General features: G+C 40.4%; 16 protein-coding genes. 1 reads left to right on the top strand and 15 read right to left on the bottom strand.

The window, feature by feature from the left end:
- Positions 1–7: 7 nt before the first annotated feature.
- The 9 genes from AC6CHU_RS05040 to AC6CHU_RS05080 all read right to left on the bottom strand — a co-directional run bounded on the left by AC6CHU_RS05040 (position 8) and on the right by AC6CHU_RS05080 (position 6,938).
- Positions 8–1,882 (bottom strand): DEAD/DEAH box helicase, encoded by a 1,875-nt coding sequence (locus AC6CHU_RS05040; protein ID WP_498120476.1) that lies wholly within the window; start codon positions 1,880–1,882, stop codon positions 8–10.
- Between the two features lie 222 nt (positions 1,883–2,104).
- Complete coding sequence (locus AC6CHU_RS05045; RefSeq protein ID WP_498120477.1) at positions 2,105–2,626, bottom strand: hypothetical protein; 522 nt, start codon at positions 2,624–2,626, stop codon at positions 2,105–2,107.
- Between the two features lie 146 nt (positions 2,627–2,772).
- The gene (locus tag AC6CHU_RS05050; RefSeq protein WP_498120479.1) at positions 2,773–3,819 is read right to left on the bottom strand and encodes a hypothetical protein; all 1,047 of its coding nucleotides are present in this window, start codon (positions 3,817–3,819) and stop codon (positions 2,773–2,775) included.
- 229 nt (positions 3,820–4,048) lie between these two features.
- The gene (locus tag AC6CHU_RS05055; protein WP_498120481.1) at positions 4,049–4,300 is read right to left on the bottom strand and encodes a hypothetical protein; all 252 of its coding nucleotides are present in this window, start codon (positions 4,298–4,300) and stop codon (positions 4,049–4,051) included.
- 471 nt (positions 4,301–4,771) lie between these two features.
- Positions 4,772–5,116, bottom strand: a complete 345-nt coding sequence (locus tag AC6CHU_RS05060) for a hypothetical protein (RefSeq protein WP_498120483.1) — start codon at positions 5,114–5,116, stop codon at positions 4,772–4,774.
- 44 nt (positions 5,117–5,160) lie between these two features.
- Positions 5,161–5,676: an RNase H family protein gene (locus AC6CHU_RS05065; RefSeq protein WP_498120485.1), complete on the bottom strand. Its 516-nt coding sequence runs from the start codon at positions 5,674–5,676 to the stop codon at positions 5,161–5,163.
- 12 nt (positions 5,677–5,688) lie between these two features.
- Entirely contained in the window at positions 5,689–5,940 is a 252-nt protein-coding gene (locus tag AC6CHU_RS05070) for a hypothetical protein (RefSeq protein WP_498120487.1), read from the bottom strand.
- A complete protein-coding gene (locus tag AC6CHU_RS05075; RefSeq protein ID WP_498120489.1) occupies positions 5,927–6,127 on the bottom strand; it encodes a hypothetical protein in 201 nt (66 codons plus the stop codon). The genes AC6CHU_RS05070 and AC6CHU_RS05075 overlap by 14 nt, the downstream gene beginning before the upstream one ends.
- Before the next feature lie 73 nt (positions 6,128–6,200).
- Positions 6,201–6,938 carry a hypothetical protein gene (locus AC6CHU_RS05080; protein WP_498120491.1) on the bottom strand — a complete coding sequence of 246 codons (738 nt, stop codon included), beginning with the start codon at positions 6,936–6,938 and terminating at the stop codon, positions 6,201–6,203.
- 497 nt (positions 6,939–7,435) lie between these two features.
- Between AC6CHU_RS05080 and AC6CHU_RS05085 the strand changes: the two genes are divergently transcribed.
- A complete protein-coding gene (locus tag AC6CHU_RS05085) occupies positions 7,436–8,188 on the top strand; it encodes a hypothetical protein (protein ID WP_498120493.1) in 753 nt (250 codons plus the stop codon).
- A gap of 16 nt (positions 8,189–8,204) precedes the next feature.
- On the opposite strand, the gene AC6CHU_RS05090 is transcribed toward AC6CHU_RS05085, so the two are convergent.
- The 6 genes from AC6CHU_RS05090 to AC6CHU_RS05115 all read right to left on the bottom strand — a co-directional run bounded on the left by AC6CHU_RS05090 (position 8,205) and on the right by AC6CHU_RS05115 (position 14,656).
- A complete protein-coding gene (locus AC6CHU_RS05090; protein ID WP_498120495.1) occupies positions 8,205–8,408 on the bottom strand; it encodes a hypothetical protein in 204 nt (67 codons plus the stop codon).
- Positions 8,408–8,713 carry a YodL domain-containing protein gene (locus AC6CHU_RS05095; protein ID WP_498120497.1) on the bottom strand — a complete coding sequence of 102 codons (306 nt, stop codon included), beginning with the start codon at positions 8,711–8,713 and terminating at the stop codon, positions 8,408–8,410. The genes AC6CHU_RS05090 and AC6CHU_RS05095 overlap by 1 nt, the downstream gene beginning before the upstream one ends.
- 46 nt (positions 8,714–8,759) lie before the next feature.
- Positions 8,760–9,044: a hypothetical protein gene (locus AC6CHU_RS05100; RefSeq protein WP_498120499.1), complete on the bottom strand. Its 285-nt coding sequence runs from the start codon at positions 9,042–9,044 to the stop codon at positions 8,760–8,762.
- 954 nt (positions 9,045–9,998) lie between these two features.
- Positions 9,999–11,345, bottom strand: coding sequence for a hypothetical protein (locus AC6CHU_RS05105; protein WP_498120501.1), 1,347 nt, complete (start codon positions 11,343–11,345; stop codon positions 9,999–10,001).
- Positions 11,346–11,745: 400 nt separating this feature from the next.
- Positions 11,746–12,498, bottom strand: coding sequence for a hypothetical protein (locus tag AC6CHU_RS05110; protein ID WP_498120504.1), 753 nt, complete (start codon positions 12,496–12,498; stop codon positions 11,746–11,748).
- A gap of 181 nt (positions 12,499–12,679) precedes the next feature.
- Positions 12,680–14,656 carry an RNA dependent RNA polymerase gene (locus AC6CHU_RS05115; protein WP_498120506.1) on the bottom strand — a complete coding sequence of 659 codons (1,977 nt, stop codon included), beginning with the start codon at positions 14,654–14,656 and terminating at the stop codon, positions 12,680–12,682.
- Positions 14,657–14,771 lie beyond the last annotated feature (115 nt).

Below are 14,771 nucleotides of genomic sequence, written 5' to 3' on the forward strand. Positions count from 1 at the left end.
CCTATCTTCAAGCAAATTGTGTTGTTTTCATATTCTGTTCACGTTTCTTCATCATTCGCTCAACAGCTAACTTAGCGACATTTTGTCCCCTTACCTTTGTTGCAGCATCAGTGCTACCAGAAAGAATTTCGTCTGCAAGATCGGATTTACGTTCAATGGTTGCAAGTAAATGTTCTTCAAATGAATCCGACATCGCATAGTAATATATAGAAATATTAGGGAATGGGTTGCCTGTCCGGTCAATCCGTCCATTTCTTTGTTCGATATCTGTCCAAGTCCAAGGCAAATCATAATGAATCATGTAGTTTGCTACTTGGAGATTGAGACCAACACTACCAGCTTTTGTGCTTATTATCACCCTTGTGTGAGGATCTTCTCTAAATCTTTGGACAACAGACTCTTTCTCACGGTCAGATATCTGGCCAGTGTATAAAACAGCGTGATCTACATGATCATAGATAATACGTGCCATACGTTCGTATTCAGTGAAGATAACAATCTTAGAATTAGGTTCATCATTCATGACCTGCTTCACAAAGTCCTTCAGCGCTTCCATTTTTGGAGACTTCTTAATCTCCTTCTCAGTCAGTCCAAGCTCCGTGATGATTTGCTTAGACATATTGGAAGCTTCCGGATGGGCTAAGAGCTCGGGGGTATCACAGTTTTCAATTAAGAAAGTCTGCAGTCCCTGGATGATACCATCATAATATTCTTTCAGCTGCTCTCCACTTAGAAGCTGGCCATTGATCACTTTGGAACCACTAAGCTTGCGGGAATCATCCTTAATCTCTTCCATCTTCATCATGAGATGGTCTTGGATTTTCTCCTGTGCATCTGTCATTTCTAAGAAGATGTGAGAATGTGCCACTTTCGGCAGCTGCTGTTGAATTTCTGGCATTTCCTTCGTGCGTCGAATGAAATGTGGAGAAATTCGGTAGTACAGCTCGCCCAGATTCTGAGCACCAGTGATGCCATAACGTGGATGATACTTACAATACCTTTCCCGGAAGATCTCCCAGGAGCCTAAGATATTAGGGTCCACAAAGTTAAAGAGACTCCATACTTCCTCTGCTTTCGATTGCACTGGGGTTGCTGTCGCAATGTAGCGATAAGGAATATGACTTAGATCATAGCAAGCAGCTGCATTCTGTGAAGGAGTGATGCCTAAGTAAGGATCACGTACACCGGACTTGATCTTCTGTGCTTCATCCAGTGCTACCACATCAAACTTGATCTTTTTGATTTCCTTCATATATTGAGCACTTCGAAGAGTCTCATAGTTCACCACTAGATAGCGCACATCGTTTCTGGAAGCAAACCCTTTAATAAGTTTCTTCCTTCTGGATGGAGCTCCATACACCGCAATAGCGGACTCACCAGCAAACTTCTCGATCTCTCTGGCCCATTGCCTTTTCAATGAATTCAATGTGACGATTAAGACACGTCGTGCCTTTCCTCTGTTCATCAGAATTTGGCAGGCTCCGATGATCTGGGGGGTCTTCCCTAAACCAACTCCATCGAAGATAGCTGCTCTTCCCCTATCAGCAAGATAGTGAGCACCGACTTTCTGATACGGATATGGCTTGGTGATCCATGTTTTAAAATCGTCATCATCTTCCCATGAAAGGTGTTTCAAGACAAGTTCGTCTTCTACCTCACATTTCTTGACTATCTCACGCAATGGCTGATTCCATATGATCTGGTTATCGAATTGGCGAAGCAAGTCTCCGATTGACTCTTTGCCAAACATCCACTCACCTGTCATTTGATTGAAGGAGCGGCCATTGATATTGCGAATCTTTTCTAATGTATAGTCAAATGTCTCTGCTGTATCAAGAATTCTAACATATAAATTTCCATACTGTTCACGAACCTGGATCATATAATCACTCCTTTCTAATCAAATCTGTGGAGTTACGAATGATTATACTTTATTATACTATATTTTACAGTCAATTATCAATGAAATGCTTGAAAATGCTTGGATTTTCTTGAGTTTTTGAGGGTATTTAGAGGGATTAATTTGGGGGGTATTCATTTTTCAAAAAAGAGAGGCACAACGGCCTCCCTTTTATTTCACAGTGTCATATATTATTTATTTATATTATTTATTTCCGTTTCCTTTGCCGTTGCCATTTCCATTGTTAGAAATGATTCCAGCTTCTTTAAGTTCAGAAGTGACCTTGTTGTCTACAGCTTTGTCTAATTCAGCTTCAATGGCATCCACTTTCTTATCAACTTCATTGTTGATCTTAGTGTTGGCATCATTGATGACTTCATTAGATAGGTTTGTCACTTGCTGCTTCAGCTGTTCTTTGTGAGCAGCTACACTGTCATTGCCCTCTTTGACTTTGCTGTTGTATTTAGAAAGGATCTCTCTCGCAATACGATCAGCTTCTGAATCAATGTGAGCAGACAATTCTGCCTCAGCATTTCCTTTTACAACTTTAGTGGCAGCATTTTCAGCAACTTGCGTGTTAACACCAAAAAGTGTTTGTTTGAATTTATTTAAGAAGCCAGCTTCAGCCGCAAATGCTCCTGCTCCGGATCCTACAAGTAAAGCTCCTGCTAATGCGAATGAAGTAACGAATTTCTTGTTAGATTTTTTAGTAGTTGTTTTTGTCATGGTAATTTTCCCCTCTCGGATATCAATAGTTTTTTTGTTGGTCCAGTGACATGTGAAATGAATATATTAAGTAATAACGAACATTACATCTTAATCAACTCCTTAAAGAAAAGACTGCTTCACAAAAGGAAGCAGTCATAAGTGAATTAGTTCATTCCCCAAGGAAGATCATCTGGGGAGATACCAGCTGGTAAATTCCCTTGTGGTGTTGGATTGCCAGCTGGTGCTGGTTGCTGCTGTTGTTCAGGAGCCGGCTGTTGAGACTGAGCAGGCGGAACCATTCCATTAGCAGGTGAAGGATTCGGATTACCGATTCCATTCAATGAGAATGCCGGTACAAAGTTCGACGGCTGTTGCTGTGGCTGCGCAGGAGCACTAGGGTTTGAATATTGAGCAACCGGCAAGCCTTGAGCAAGAGCCATTTCGAATGCCTTTTCCATAAGAGCCTGTTCATAAATGTAAGCCAATGCTTTGAATTCATTTGTGATGACCTGGATGTATTCAGGTGCAGCTGCATTCGTATCAATAGCAAAGGTGCCATCATGATTAATCGCATACTGACCATTATTCACAGCCAGTTTAGCTCTGAGCGTAGCAGGCTGATTCTGTTGCTGATAGACACGATAGAATCTGCCTTTACGTGGAGCAAAGCTGGCATTGAATTCTTTAAATGTATCTGTATTGCGATCCCATCTTTCATTATCTGTTCCCACTACATAGTAAGAGCCATCTCCTGAATTAGATGGAGTCACTGTGAATTTAATTGACATCATATGAAATGGTGATGCTTCATCTGTAATGGTTGTTACCACGGAAACAGAATTTTGCTGAGATGTGACAGTTAGTCGCAAAGCAGGTGTTGGTTCATAAATCGCACGCTTGCGGTTCTCAGCCAATTGTTCAACATTATTGCCTTGAAGGAAATAATAGTTGGCTGTCAGAATCAAATTATGAAGTTCCGAGAACCTTGCGATATGAAGCTCTGAGAATGTTTCGGAACCATCATATAAACGTGTGCCATTATCTTGAGCAACCGGATTGTATTGAACAAACCATCCTGATGTAAAAGATTGACCTACGTCAGTGACCAGGATAGGATATCTGGTTTTGTTGGATTTCGTAACAGGTGGTTTAACCTCCACTTTAATAGAAGAAGCAATAACAGATTTAATGGAATTTAGAATATTAGACATGTGAATGTCCCCTTTCGATTATAGTTATGATGTGGTGATGTCCCTTTCACCCAAATGCCCTGGCAAGGGCTTAACAAGTTAAGATACTTGTGAACACATTCCGAATCACTTGTTCACAGAAACTTATGAAAAAAATCCCGCACTGCCAGTAACAAGAACAGTAGCGGGATCATATATAACTGACCGGATAATATACAAAGAACAAATAGGATTACACAGAGATTGTAGGTCACAGTGTGACCACTGCTTTGAGCATAACACGCTCAATAATGTGTTTTTCGTCTTCAAGCATGACCACTTGTGACATTTTGAAGATAGCAAGATCCGTGTTGCCAACAATGATATCACGCTCGATTTCCTTGTTGATAGAATCGATAGCATTAGTGATGAGGATGTAGCGCATGTCTGGAGAGTGACCACTAAGTGAATCACGAACTTCCTCACGAGAATACGATTGTTTGATTAGATTGATTGTTGTCATAATAAATGACCTCCTAAATTAGTGTAAATGTTTCAACTAAATGCCCTGGTAAGGGCATATATATCAACACCTGAGTGCGATAAACCACAATAGTAATAAATAGATAATAGATTAAGTAAAAGTAAATAATATAATATATTTTCAATGAAAATATAAAATATATCCTATAATTTAGTGTAATAGAGAATTTTTAGGCACCCGAAGGTGCCCATACACTAAACTAAGGAGCGGACAGGTAATCAGGCTGCCCGGACCGCTACCAAACCCGAAGGTTGCGAATGGGCTTCGAAGCGGATAAGTGCCTGATTCGGAACATCCGAACAGTTCATGATATGTATTTCACCTACATGCCCTGGCAAGGGCCAGGCAGGTCAGAATCCTCCGAAAAGGGCAAAACTTGCAATTGTGACAGCACAAGAAAAGGCGATACCTCCAATGATATCGCCAGCTGTATAATGATGATTCATATGTCTATTTTCCTTTCGCAACGGGAATGTAAATCGTCTGACCAGCACGCAATTCTGCACCGCTGCTCATATTGTTTTTATCTAGCGCAAGAGCCACGAAGTCCCTGGCATCCCAGCCATAAGGTGTATAGTCATTCATGTCTTGAACTAGATTGATGATCGTGTCTTTATCTTGAACCTGATACTCTACATACTGGATCTCATAAGGAGCGAACACGCTTACTTTTAACATCCAGAAGACTAAGAGACCGGTAACAAAGCCAGCGATCAAGAATGAGATGTTGTCCCACTTTAATTTTGTGCGACGAACACTCATGGAAGAATCATGCTTTTCCAGTACCATTGACATATTCGTCAACTCCTTTCACCAACATGCCCTGGCAAGGGCTGGCCTTACGCCATAGCTACTTCATAGAACGTATCTTTCTTGCCTTTCAGCAGATTTTGAGCTGAATTATGAATGGCCACCAAACGATTCGGATGATCCGAATTCTCTTGATTCTGCAAGATGACACGATAAGCCAGGACTCGATTGCGATCCGTGAGGATATCATGAATCTGCTTCCAGAGATCTAGATGCTGTGGTGGCTCGTTCTTGGTAGTAAGCCAGTTATTCTTGTACCAGTTGTACATGTTCTTATTGATGCCAGTGCTAACCTGATAAACAGACGTATAAATGTTCACGAATACAGGCATCTCTTTCTTGAGCTGAAGAAGCCCATTCAAAACAGCAAGCAATGACATCCTGGTTGGAGTAGTGTTCTTTGCATATCCTCCAATGGTCTTGGTATAGTGTTGGCCATTGATGACACAATGAAGATGCGAACACCAGCCGCCATTGTTTTCTTGATCTGTGGTTCCGGAGATCCAGAGATTCACCATCATCTTGTCAAACTTTGATTTAGACATGAACTCAGCTCCTTATATACGAATATCAATCGTCGAGCCACGCACAGGAAGCATCCGTGGAGATGTGTACCAGTTGTATATCTTGATGCCTCGAATGTCGCATACTCTTTCGATTATGTTTAATAGTGCATCCGCACGTTTTTCCTGCCCTTGCTGCAGCATGACTCGTGCATTGAACAGCAATTTAAGTAGGTCTTCTGTTAAAGGCACATTGGACAAGTGTTCAATTCGTTTGTATGTGCTCATTCTCTCAACTCCAGGCATATGAAAATTTAGGCTGAAAAATAAAAATGCCACGCAGCTGGCACTCAGTTTCAATCTGAGATACCAATTGCGTGGCAGTGTAGTCTCTATCTTGTAAGTACGCTACATCAGCATCCACTAACTTGGCCCGAAGATCATCAGGCAAATCAGTCTGCTGAAGGCAATATATGCGATCATCTAACTCCATGTGATATCACTCCTAAAGGATTCATTTCACGTAAATGCCCTGGTAAGGGCAAGGAAGCCGAAGGCTCCCTCTTTTATTTGTTTAAGCGTGGATCCCCTGGTGGGACAAACTCCACTGGCTTATAATAAGAAAATTGATCAGGTCCATGTACATCAAACAAATGATAGCGGCCGGCATAATCAACAAACAATGCTTTTGTGCTGTCATAAGTGACATCAGCAACCTCTGTATATCGCTTATCTTGTGGGATGGAATACACACTAGAGAGTTCTGAATAAGAATAATGCTTCTTCTCTTCTTGAACTTCACTCTGAAGCTCCTCTTTACGGTGCATTTCATTCATCTCGGTATCCATCTTGATAATTAACTCACGAACATCACTAACCCACTCTTCAAAGGTTTTGCCAGCTACTTCAAGAGTGGCTGCAACCAGCTGGGAATTGCGGAAATGTTCTTGTGTCGCAGGATTATCCCAATGCTCCACACCATAAGCTGTTGACACATAGGCAAGCAATGCACCGTAAGGTTCAGCTCCTTTTGTGGCACATTCATAGCAGTAGGCAAATGAAATAGGTCCACAAGATGAAGCAAACACACCATGCATCTCATTTTCCTCACAGACATCGCACAAATGCATCGTCAATTCTGGAACTGGCTCGTCAGAGCCTGCTTGTACAGGCATAGCAACCCCCTGCTCTTCAGGTGGTGATGGTAAGATTTCTGCCTCTGGTTTAGATTCATCCCAGAACAATTCATCAAATGCGCCATCAGGTACACTCTTTGCCATTTCATAGCTTTCATATTTACTCATGATTATCACTACTCCTTAGTTATAATTTCATCAAAATGCCACGGTAGTGGCCGAAAAGCCGAAGGTTTTATGGATCTATACCCAAAAATGATGTCACTAATAGATATAAAAATGCCATCACGAATGAAAAGTGACTTCACCGGTAGCCCTTCCGAAACCATCACAAGTGACAGATGATATCATTCATGGAGGTTCTGAGAGCTTCACAAGTGAAATGTGACTTCATTAGTGGATATAATTCTATGATCACTTGTGAGGTATGAAATCACTAATAGATATTAAGATGATATCATACGTGATTAATGAACAGTGCAATAATGTATAAAAGGATGCACAATGTATATCACTAATGGATTAATAACTATAAAGAATGCATATGTAATTTCACTAGTGATGAAAGAAAAGTTGAGGAAAAACAAATAAAATTATATGATAGAGGAAAACACATATCACTTGTGGAAGATGAATACACAAGTGATGAAGGAGGGAGACGTGTAGTGGAGATATATGTAGACAAGGATTGGTGGCAAATTACCGAATTCTCAGTGGAAGTCTCCAGGGTAATGAAGGAGAAATTCAATGATGACACCTTTAGTGTTCACTACAATACAGTAGATAAATGGTTCAAAGCACTTGAAGACCATGGGATTCATTATGTGACACGTAAAAATGGAGAGAAAGTGTACACAACGCTAGATTTACATATTGCTTGTTTCATAGCTGAAGCCAGGAGAGATGGGAACTACCGGCTTGAAGTAATCTATAAGAATGTTCCGAGAAACTTAGAAGTTCGTGAGTTTCCAGAAGATAGCTTCAAAGGCAGGGCGATGTTCATCGATGAAGAGGGGCAGCCGATCACTAGGGAACAAATGAAAGCAGTGATGAAAGATGAAATCATGAGTGAAGTAGGGGAGGCTCTGATTGAAAAGCTTTCAAACATAGAATTGGAAATGAATAAGAAGATGGCTGACCAGCTGCAGGAAGCTGTGAAGAAGATGCTGCCACCACCAGTGAGCAAGGAAGAGGAGAGAGCGAAGCGAATGGATGATACCATTACACGCATGCGAATTGAAATGCAATTGGAAGAGATGGCCATCAAAGAATGGGAGATGCTGCCGGAAGGGGAGCGAACCAAGAAAGCAGGATTATTTAGAAGAGAAGAGGATCTATTAAAGAGGGACAAGTTCATCCGTGCATATAAAAAGGATAACTTGAATAAAGTATTAGAAGAAGCTTACACCATAGAGTAAACAGCAGAGCACCCAATCAACGGGTGCTCATTTTGTTTTGATACAATACAAGACTGTGATCATACCACTGATTCAACTTACTCATTAAGAATCGTCTCCGTTCACGATTATCAACACCGATGAACCTGGTCAGAACCATGTCTAAATAATCTTGTCTGCATTCATTGAAATATAAGAATTCATCCTGTTCCACCCATGTCACCTCAGTGATAGTATACATCATTTGAAGTCTACTAGCTCGTGCCAGCCGATGGAACAGCAGAGATAATACTTTATTGAATCTTCTCTTTGAATCATAATCACATCACCAGAAGACATAGAACGAGACGCATAATTCACGGGGTGATTGACATTGAATTGCTCAAAGAGTAGGTCACAAAGTTCAAGATCTTCCAGGGTACTATAAGGAAGATCAGCAGTATATACTGGAACATAATGAATTCGTTTCACCTGGGACTTATTATTAAATATGATGTTATTTGCATGCCATAAGGAGGCGGGCATTTGAAAGATGGTGTATTTCATTAGTGATATCACTCCTATAATAAAAATAGAGAACCCGAAGGCCCTCTTAATAAGTCAATACGTGATTCCACACAGCATTATCCGGCAAGCGGTCAAGCCATTCAGAATCAATCTTGCCTTGTTGCCATAAATCATTGCACATGACTTCTTTACCTGCATGAGGACCAGAAGTAAACTTGATATAGTGATTACGGCCGCCGCTGCCTTTCAACAGGTGCTTGCCTTCTCCAAGTACATAGTGATATCCACCGATACGAGCCACCATTTCATTGTCTTCCGTCATATCACCATTTTGTAGCCATATATGTTTTTCACTCCAGAAATCATTCATCCTAATCATCCTTCCAGATATAGTTTCACAAGAACGCCCTGGTAAGGGCAGGCCGAGACTAAAAGGGGAGACACTCGCAATCTGCATATAATTCATTGCAACTCGAACAAGTGTCAGAGATATCAATCGTGAACAGGTCATCTGCTAACTGAATCCAATCTTCCATATATAACATCCTTTCAAAGGAGAGTTTATTTCATCTAAACGCCACGGTAGTGGCAGGGTATATCTGGAAATAAAGTGTTCGCTTATCATTAAGAAGATACGAACACTTTGTGACAACTTTGTGAACGTTTTTGAACAAGGTAGAATTTCCCCACCTTTTGCCGGTATATAATGATAGTGAGCACACATTGAAAGCATCCCCAGTGAGAGCATTCATTGTCAGATAACGTTCACAATATTGGAAGTTCCTGTAAGTGAAAAAATAAGCCTGATACAAAACAGCGTCTACCTAGACCACTGGTCGCATCCACTTGACGAGCGGATAGCGAAGAAGACTAGCGTGGACGGTAGCACACCTCCTCGATAGGCAACCTAAGTGAAAGGTCTTAGTGTTGGGAGACTGCTACCACCTCGGGGAAGTCTGCCCTTTTCTAAAGGACCATCCTAACGGCAAACTCTCTCTAAAACCTTTCTATTCATTAGGGGAATATTAGGGGAGATAGGATACATACAACATGATAGATGCCGAAGGTGATAGAATCTTTCTTAATAGGCTTACATGATAAGCATCCTTCTTCTGCAGAATCCATGACCCACTGTGGCGTGGCAGGAAAGAGGGAGTGGCCCGCAGGAGAAACGACCGTACACGGTAGCCGTAGGCTCAACAGAATATGAAAACAAACAAAACAAGTGATCCATCATCATCCATCCTTTCATCATTAGTAATTGACACCAGCCCAGGCATGAGAGAATAATCCCTCATGCCCGTTAGCTGCCAACTAATAATGATTACATACGAGTTACTTTAACAAGGTTGAATGTGATGGACTTGCCTTTTACTTGAATATCTTTCACTTGTGCAAGGAAAGCATTAGAAGCAGTGAAACGTGTAATGTATTCAGGGAATACAGAAGCTACACGTTGTTTCTTCACGTACACATGATGCATCATATTGCCATCTTGATCTTGTTCAACTTTAACAGCGATATGATTGCTCCAGTTTTGAATCATAGATGCAATATTCAAACCGTCAAAGCCAGGAGTGAACAATCCGATATTAACTTTGTTAACTTCAAGATCATCAAATACTTTAACCTTTGGCGCCACAACTAAAGAATTTGTATTATTGGATGCAACACGGAAAGCCGCTAATAATTGATGCTTCGCAGCAGTCCAAGGGAAGCTTAAGCCACGAGCTGGGTTGTTAACATCTGCTCCACGGTTAGAAGGAGAGACAGTGTAAACCAATTGATAAGCTACTAGACCGATTTGAGCTGGATCATATTCATTAGAAAGCTCCATCAACTCAGCTTGCGCTTTATCAACAGCAAAAGTCAAAGCATCATTTAACATACGCTTTAATTCCATTTCTTTCTTTTCTTTCGCAGTCTCATTTTCAAATGAAACATACTCCATAGCAGATAGATCAGCATTGTGCTTTTCATATGCAGCTTTAAGTGCAAAGTTATAGTTATTCTTCACACGCTTAACAGATGATAGTAAACCATACTTCTCAATATCGCTTGCAGGCAATTCAATATTAGAAGAAAGGAAGCTTAATTGATTATTGCCAGCAACATCTGCACGCATAGCCTTCACTTCACCAACTAATACTTCTTCTTCCCATTTAACAATGTGCTGATGAACAAGGGAAAGAACAGAGTTAGTCTGCTGTACAGAGAATCCATTGACTGTCTTGCCTTTACGGTAAGCCATCCAATCTGGAGTAAACCATAGTTGTTTACCAGTCTTCTGATCAGTGTAAGACACTTCAACAGGAGGATTCTCGATGAAAGAAAGCTCTTCTTTTAATGCTTCTTCATAGGCACCACCATGCTTGGCACGGTCAATTTCCCATGACTGAACCCAAGCAAGAAGATCAATCATTTCTTCCAGTTGATTAGTACGATTCAGAATTTGCTTTGCAGCTGCTTCATTGCCAGCCTTATAGAAATCCATGAACTTATAGTTCAATACACGCACAGCATCTGCAATCTTTGTAGCAAAATCAGTAAGCTCGCCAATACGGTTAGGCTTAAGAGTCTCAGCCACATACTCAAGAGAAGTATGATACATGTTCAATTCAAACTGACGATCATATTGCTCTTTAGTGAATTTGAACGTATACTTAGACATGTCCGCTGTACCAGGGAATGGGCAACCGTCGCCAAACGTGAAAGACCCATCCTTGTTTTCAACATAGTGGATATCTAAGAATGCTGGAGCTGCTTTGCAAGCACGTTCAACTGCTTCAATCAGCTCTGGTTGTGTCATAACCATAGATGTATCACCATCGAAATCCAAACAGGGCATTGTTTTCACAACGCATGTGCAAAGCACACTCCCTGTCCCGACTATATCTTCATCTCACATATACGATATATGAGAGCCTCGCACTTCCACTAAAAGAATTTCACTTCTAGTGTACTCTACTCGCTTATTCACCAAGTCGTCTTTCATACCTGGCTATGCTTTCGATAGTCTGTGAACCTTCCAACAAGAGTTGGCTTGGCATAGAGATTAGCATGGATAATTGTCATAGATAATCATCTAAAATATTTGATATATCACGATATAAATTATGAATACGACGTTCATCAACATCAAAGAATGAAATACGAAGCAAGTTAATATTATTAAACTCGCAATAATCATCCTTTAATTTGTCATTAGCCTGGATCCTCTTAAATTTAGCAATATTCTCTTCTTTATTCTTGCTATGTCTAAGTGGCCTAAAGTGTTGTTCACCATCGTATTCAATTAAGCAATGCAGCATATCATTTCTAAATACAGCAAAATCAAAGGGGAGATAATGTACATCACCCTTTAGATCATCGAATGTATATTGGCGCTGGTATGAAATATGATTCTTTTTGAGATAGTATTCAATAGCCTTTTCTCCATGACTCATTTTACAGTCAGGGCACCATTTGCCCTTAAGTAGATTATGAGGAGCCATAGAAAAGAAATGACCTTTATCACAGAACATATCTATATGAACATTGGCTTTATAATAATCAGAAACCATTATGCCATTGTTCAAATCTTCAATGATATGCCTATATTTCTCTTTGAAATCACCATAACGACCAGCGCAAAAAGGACACCAATCACCACGACTAAACAACTTATCAGCTGTCATCTCGAAGATGTGTCCATTAGTACATTTGATAGAGTATTTATGCTTTGCATTGACATAAGATTCAGACAAAAGAAAACCATCTTTTGAAAGAACAAAGTCTTTTAATCGTTGATATAAGACTGTTTTATCCATTATTCGCTTTGCCATAAAATCACCTCAAAAGTAATTTATATGACAATTATCTTTAGCTTCCCCTATTAGCATAATCATTAATGAGTCATTTCCTACTCAATACTAAACGCTGATTACACACCATGTAAATACATGTTCACGAGGTATCCCTGATTTTACAAGTCAGGGCTGCATGTCACCATGCAGGGAGCCAATATTACTTAGCTCCACCTTGAGCAATCGCATTAAAATCATGACAGCTCAAGATCACCATTCCATCAAAGCATCCTTTAGCAGCAGCTTCAACATAATTCTGTGGAGCAACCGCTTTAACCACACGAGATTGACCTTTAGTCATCTGAGGATTACGAGCAAGTGCAAGCGGGCCAGTGTAGATAGAAGTGCTATCTTTATCTACCATGAACACAGTACCAGCCTTTAATCCTTTGTCTGGATTCACGTAAAGCTTCCCATCTTTACGGATTTCATGCTTAGTACCACGAGACTTGTACGCTTCAAGAATGGCATAAGGATCCATTACTAAGAAACGATAGTTAGCTTCTACAGGAATAGCGCCAGCCTTCCATTGCTTGATTAGTTCTTGAAGTAATACCAATGCTTTCTCCTTTAAGTAAATGTCATTGTATGACTGCGGAGAATAGTGCAAGAATGTAGTCAATGTCGAAACAAGAGTAGATTCTAAAGCCTCTTCTTGTTCCTCAACTGATAAATCCTCCATCATCATTAGCTTTTCAAGACCAAGATATTGCTTGATAAGTTCAGGATCTTTAAGCATATCCTTCACACGATCAAGGTGCGGCTGCACAAGTTTGATCATAGTCTCAGCAGATAGCTTCATACCATGTACAAACTGATAAGGAAGATTCACATATAGTTTCTTGTATTTAGAAGGTGTGCCGAAAAGAGCAACACGATATTGTAAGGTTAAGCTATCAAGAATCTCTTCTAATGTATCAGGAGATGACTTGAAAGCAGACATAGGTATCACAATATCTTCAGAGAAGTATTTGCCAAGATTATAAACGTGAACACCATCCCCTTTGATAGCACCATTGAATAGACGTCCAATGCCATTCTGTGTCGGACGACCTGATTCCTGGTTGATCATCTTATGAACACGAGTATTCATAAAGAACTCTCCATCACCAGCAACCTGAGTGACATGATGATCAGCAGCGTCAAAGATACAGCCTTTCTTAGTCTCTTTGCCAAATGCTTTAAACATTCCTTGCTTCACAACAGAGTAAGTGTCCTCAACAACACGAACAGTTACATTTCCACCGCTGATCGTGATATCACCATTCTCATGTCTAGTGACATCCGTACCGAAGCGGATGAAGTTGAACTTAACAGAGTTAGATAATGTTAATCCAAAACGTTTCATGGCTTTAACATAATCAATCTTGTAGATAGTTTTGCCTTCTTCATCGACACCAGCAACCTTGGCGAAACCAAATGGATTCATGCCAACAGCATTCAATGCATCAACTGGATGTACGATATGTGAAGCTGTACCAACAACTTGAACTTGTCTTTCTTGAGAAGGGGAGCGGAAAGCATAAAGAACAGTACGTTCCACACCTTCATGGTCAATATACTTCATACCTTGCTTGATGATAGCTTGCTTTTTCTCAAGATCGCCTTCAGCATCACCATTCAAGTCAATGAAGAACACATGAGGTAACACATATGCATATACTTCACGAGTGACAATCTGTCCATCGATCATCTTCTTAGTTGTTACCATCTGTGGTGTAGCATCATTGAAAGGTGCAAGCATTTCAAATGCATAAGAACCTGACACTTCTTTGTAACCAGAGATCTTATCTTCACCTACAAGACCGAAGTCAGAGTAATTACGTTTTGATACAAGGTCATCACCAATAGTCTCAAGATCTGCTTGTGCAACAATCACACGGATATTCTTAATACGACGAAGCTTCTTAGGGAGCGGGTAAGTCTCAAGGAATTTCTTGAATACGTGAACACGATTCTTAGCAACACCAGCAAGCTCAACAGGATTCTCAATAATCTCCACTACATTCTTACCAGAAACAACCGCTTCGATTACAAGATCAGTTGTCTTAGGACCGATACCAGGGAAAGTGAAAAGCTTTTCGATTACTTGAGATACAGATTGGATTGGGTTGATTACGTTGATTGATTTAGACATGTGAAATGTCCTCCTTAGTTTATATTAGTTTAGTTTGATATAGTGGCAGCATAGGTTTAACGTCATCACATACCATTCGGACAGACCAGTGACAGAAGATTCAGACATTTATAGA

Source organism: Cytobacillus sp. GQ23 (assembly GCF_059758675.1).

Excerpts from the sequence above, each read along its gene's own strand:
- AC6CHU_RS05040 (WP_498120476.1), bottom strand. The coding sequence starts at position 1,882 with ATGATCCAGGTTCGTGAACAGTATGGAAATTTATATGTTAGAATTCTT.
- AC6CHU_RS05045 (WP_498120477.1), bottom strand. The coding sequence starts at position 2,626 with ATGACAAAAACAACTACTAAAAAATCTAACAAGAAATTCGTTACTTCA.
- AC6CHU_RS05050 (WP_498120479.1), bottom strand. The coding sequence starts at position 3,819 with ATGTCTAATATTCTAAATTCCATTAAATCTGTTATTGCTTCTTCTATT.
- AC6CHU_RS05055 (WP_498120481.1), bottom strand. The coding sequence starts at position 4,300 with ATGACAACAATCAATCTAATCAAACAATCGTATTCTCGTGAGGAAGTT.
- AC6CHU_RS05060 (WP_498120483.1), bottom strand. The coding sequence starts at position 5,116 with ATGTCAATGGTACTGGAAAAGCATGATTCTTCCATGAGTGTTCGTCGC.
- AC6CHU_RS05065 (WP_498120485.1), bottom strand. The coding sequence starts at position 5,676 with ATGTCTAAATCAAAGTTTGACAAGATGATGGTGAATCTCTGGATCTCC.
- AC6CHU_RS05070 (WP_498120487.1), bottom strand. The coding sequence starts at position 5,940 with ATGCCTGGAGTTGAGAGAATGAGCACATACAAACGAATTGAACACTTG.
- AC6CHU_RS05075 (WP_498120489.1), bottom strand. The coding sequence starts at position 6,127 with ATGGAGTTAGATGATCGCATATATTGCCTTCAGCAGACTGATTTGCCT.
- AC6CHU_RS05080 (WP_498120491.1), bottom strand. The coding sequence starts at position 6,938 with ATGAGTAAATATGAAAGCTATGAAATGGCAAAGAGTGTACCTGATGGC.
- AC6CHU_RS05090 (WP_498120495.1), bottom strand. The coding sequence starts at position 8,408 with ATGTATACTATCACTGAGGTGACATGGGTGGAACAGGATGAATTCTTA.
- AC6CHU_RS05095 (WP_498120497.1), bottom strand. The coding sequence starts at position 8,713 with ATGAAATACACCATCTTTCAAATGCCCGCCTCCTTATGGCATGCAAAT.
- AC6CHU_RS05100 (WP_498120499.1), bottom strand. The coding sequence starts at position 9,044 with ATGAATGATTTCTGGAGTGAAAAACATATATGGCTACAAAATGGTGAT.
- AC6CHU_RS05105 (WP_498120501.1), bottom strand. The coding sequence starts at position 11,345 with ATGTCTAAGTATACGTTCAAATTCACTAAAGAGCAATATGATCGTCAG.
- AC6CHU_RS05110 (WP_498120504.1), bottom strand. The coding sequence starts at position 12,498 with ATGGCAAAGCGAATAATGGATAAAACAGTCTTATATCAACGATTAAAA.
- AC6CHU_RS05115 (WP_498120506.1), bottom strand. The coding sequence starts at position 14,656 with ATGTCTAAATCAATCAACGTAATCAACCCAATCCAATCTGTATCTCAA.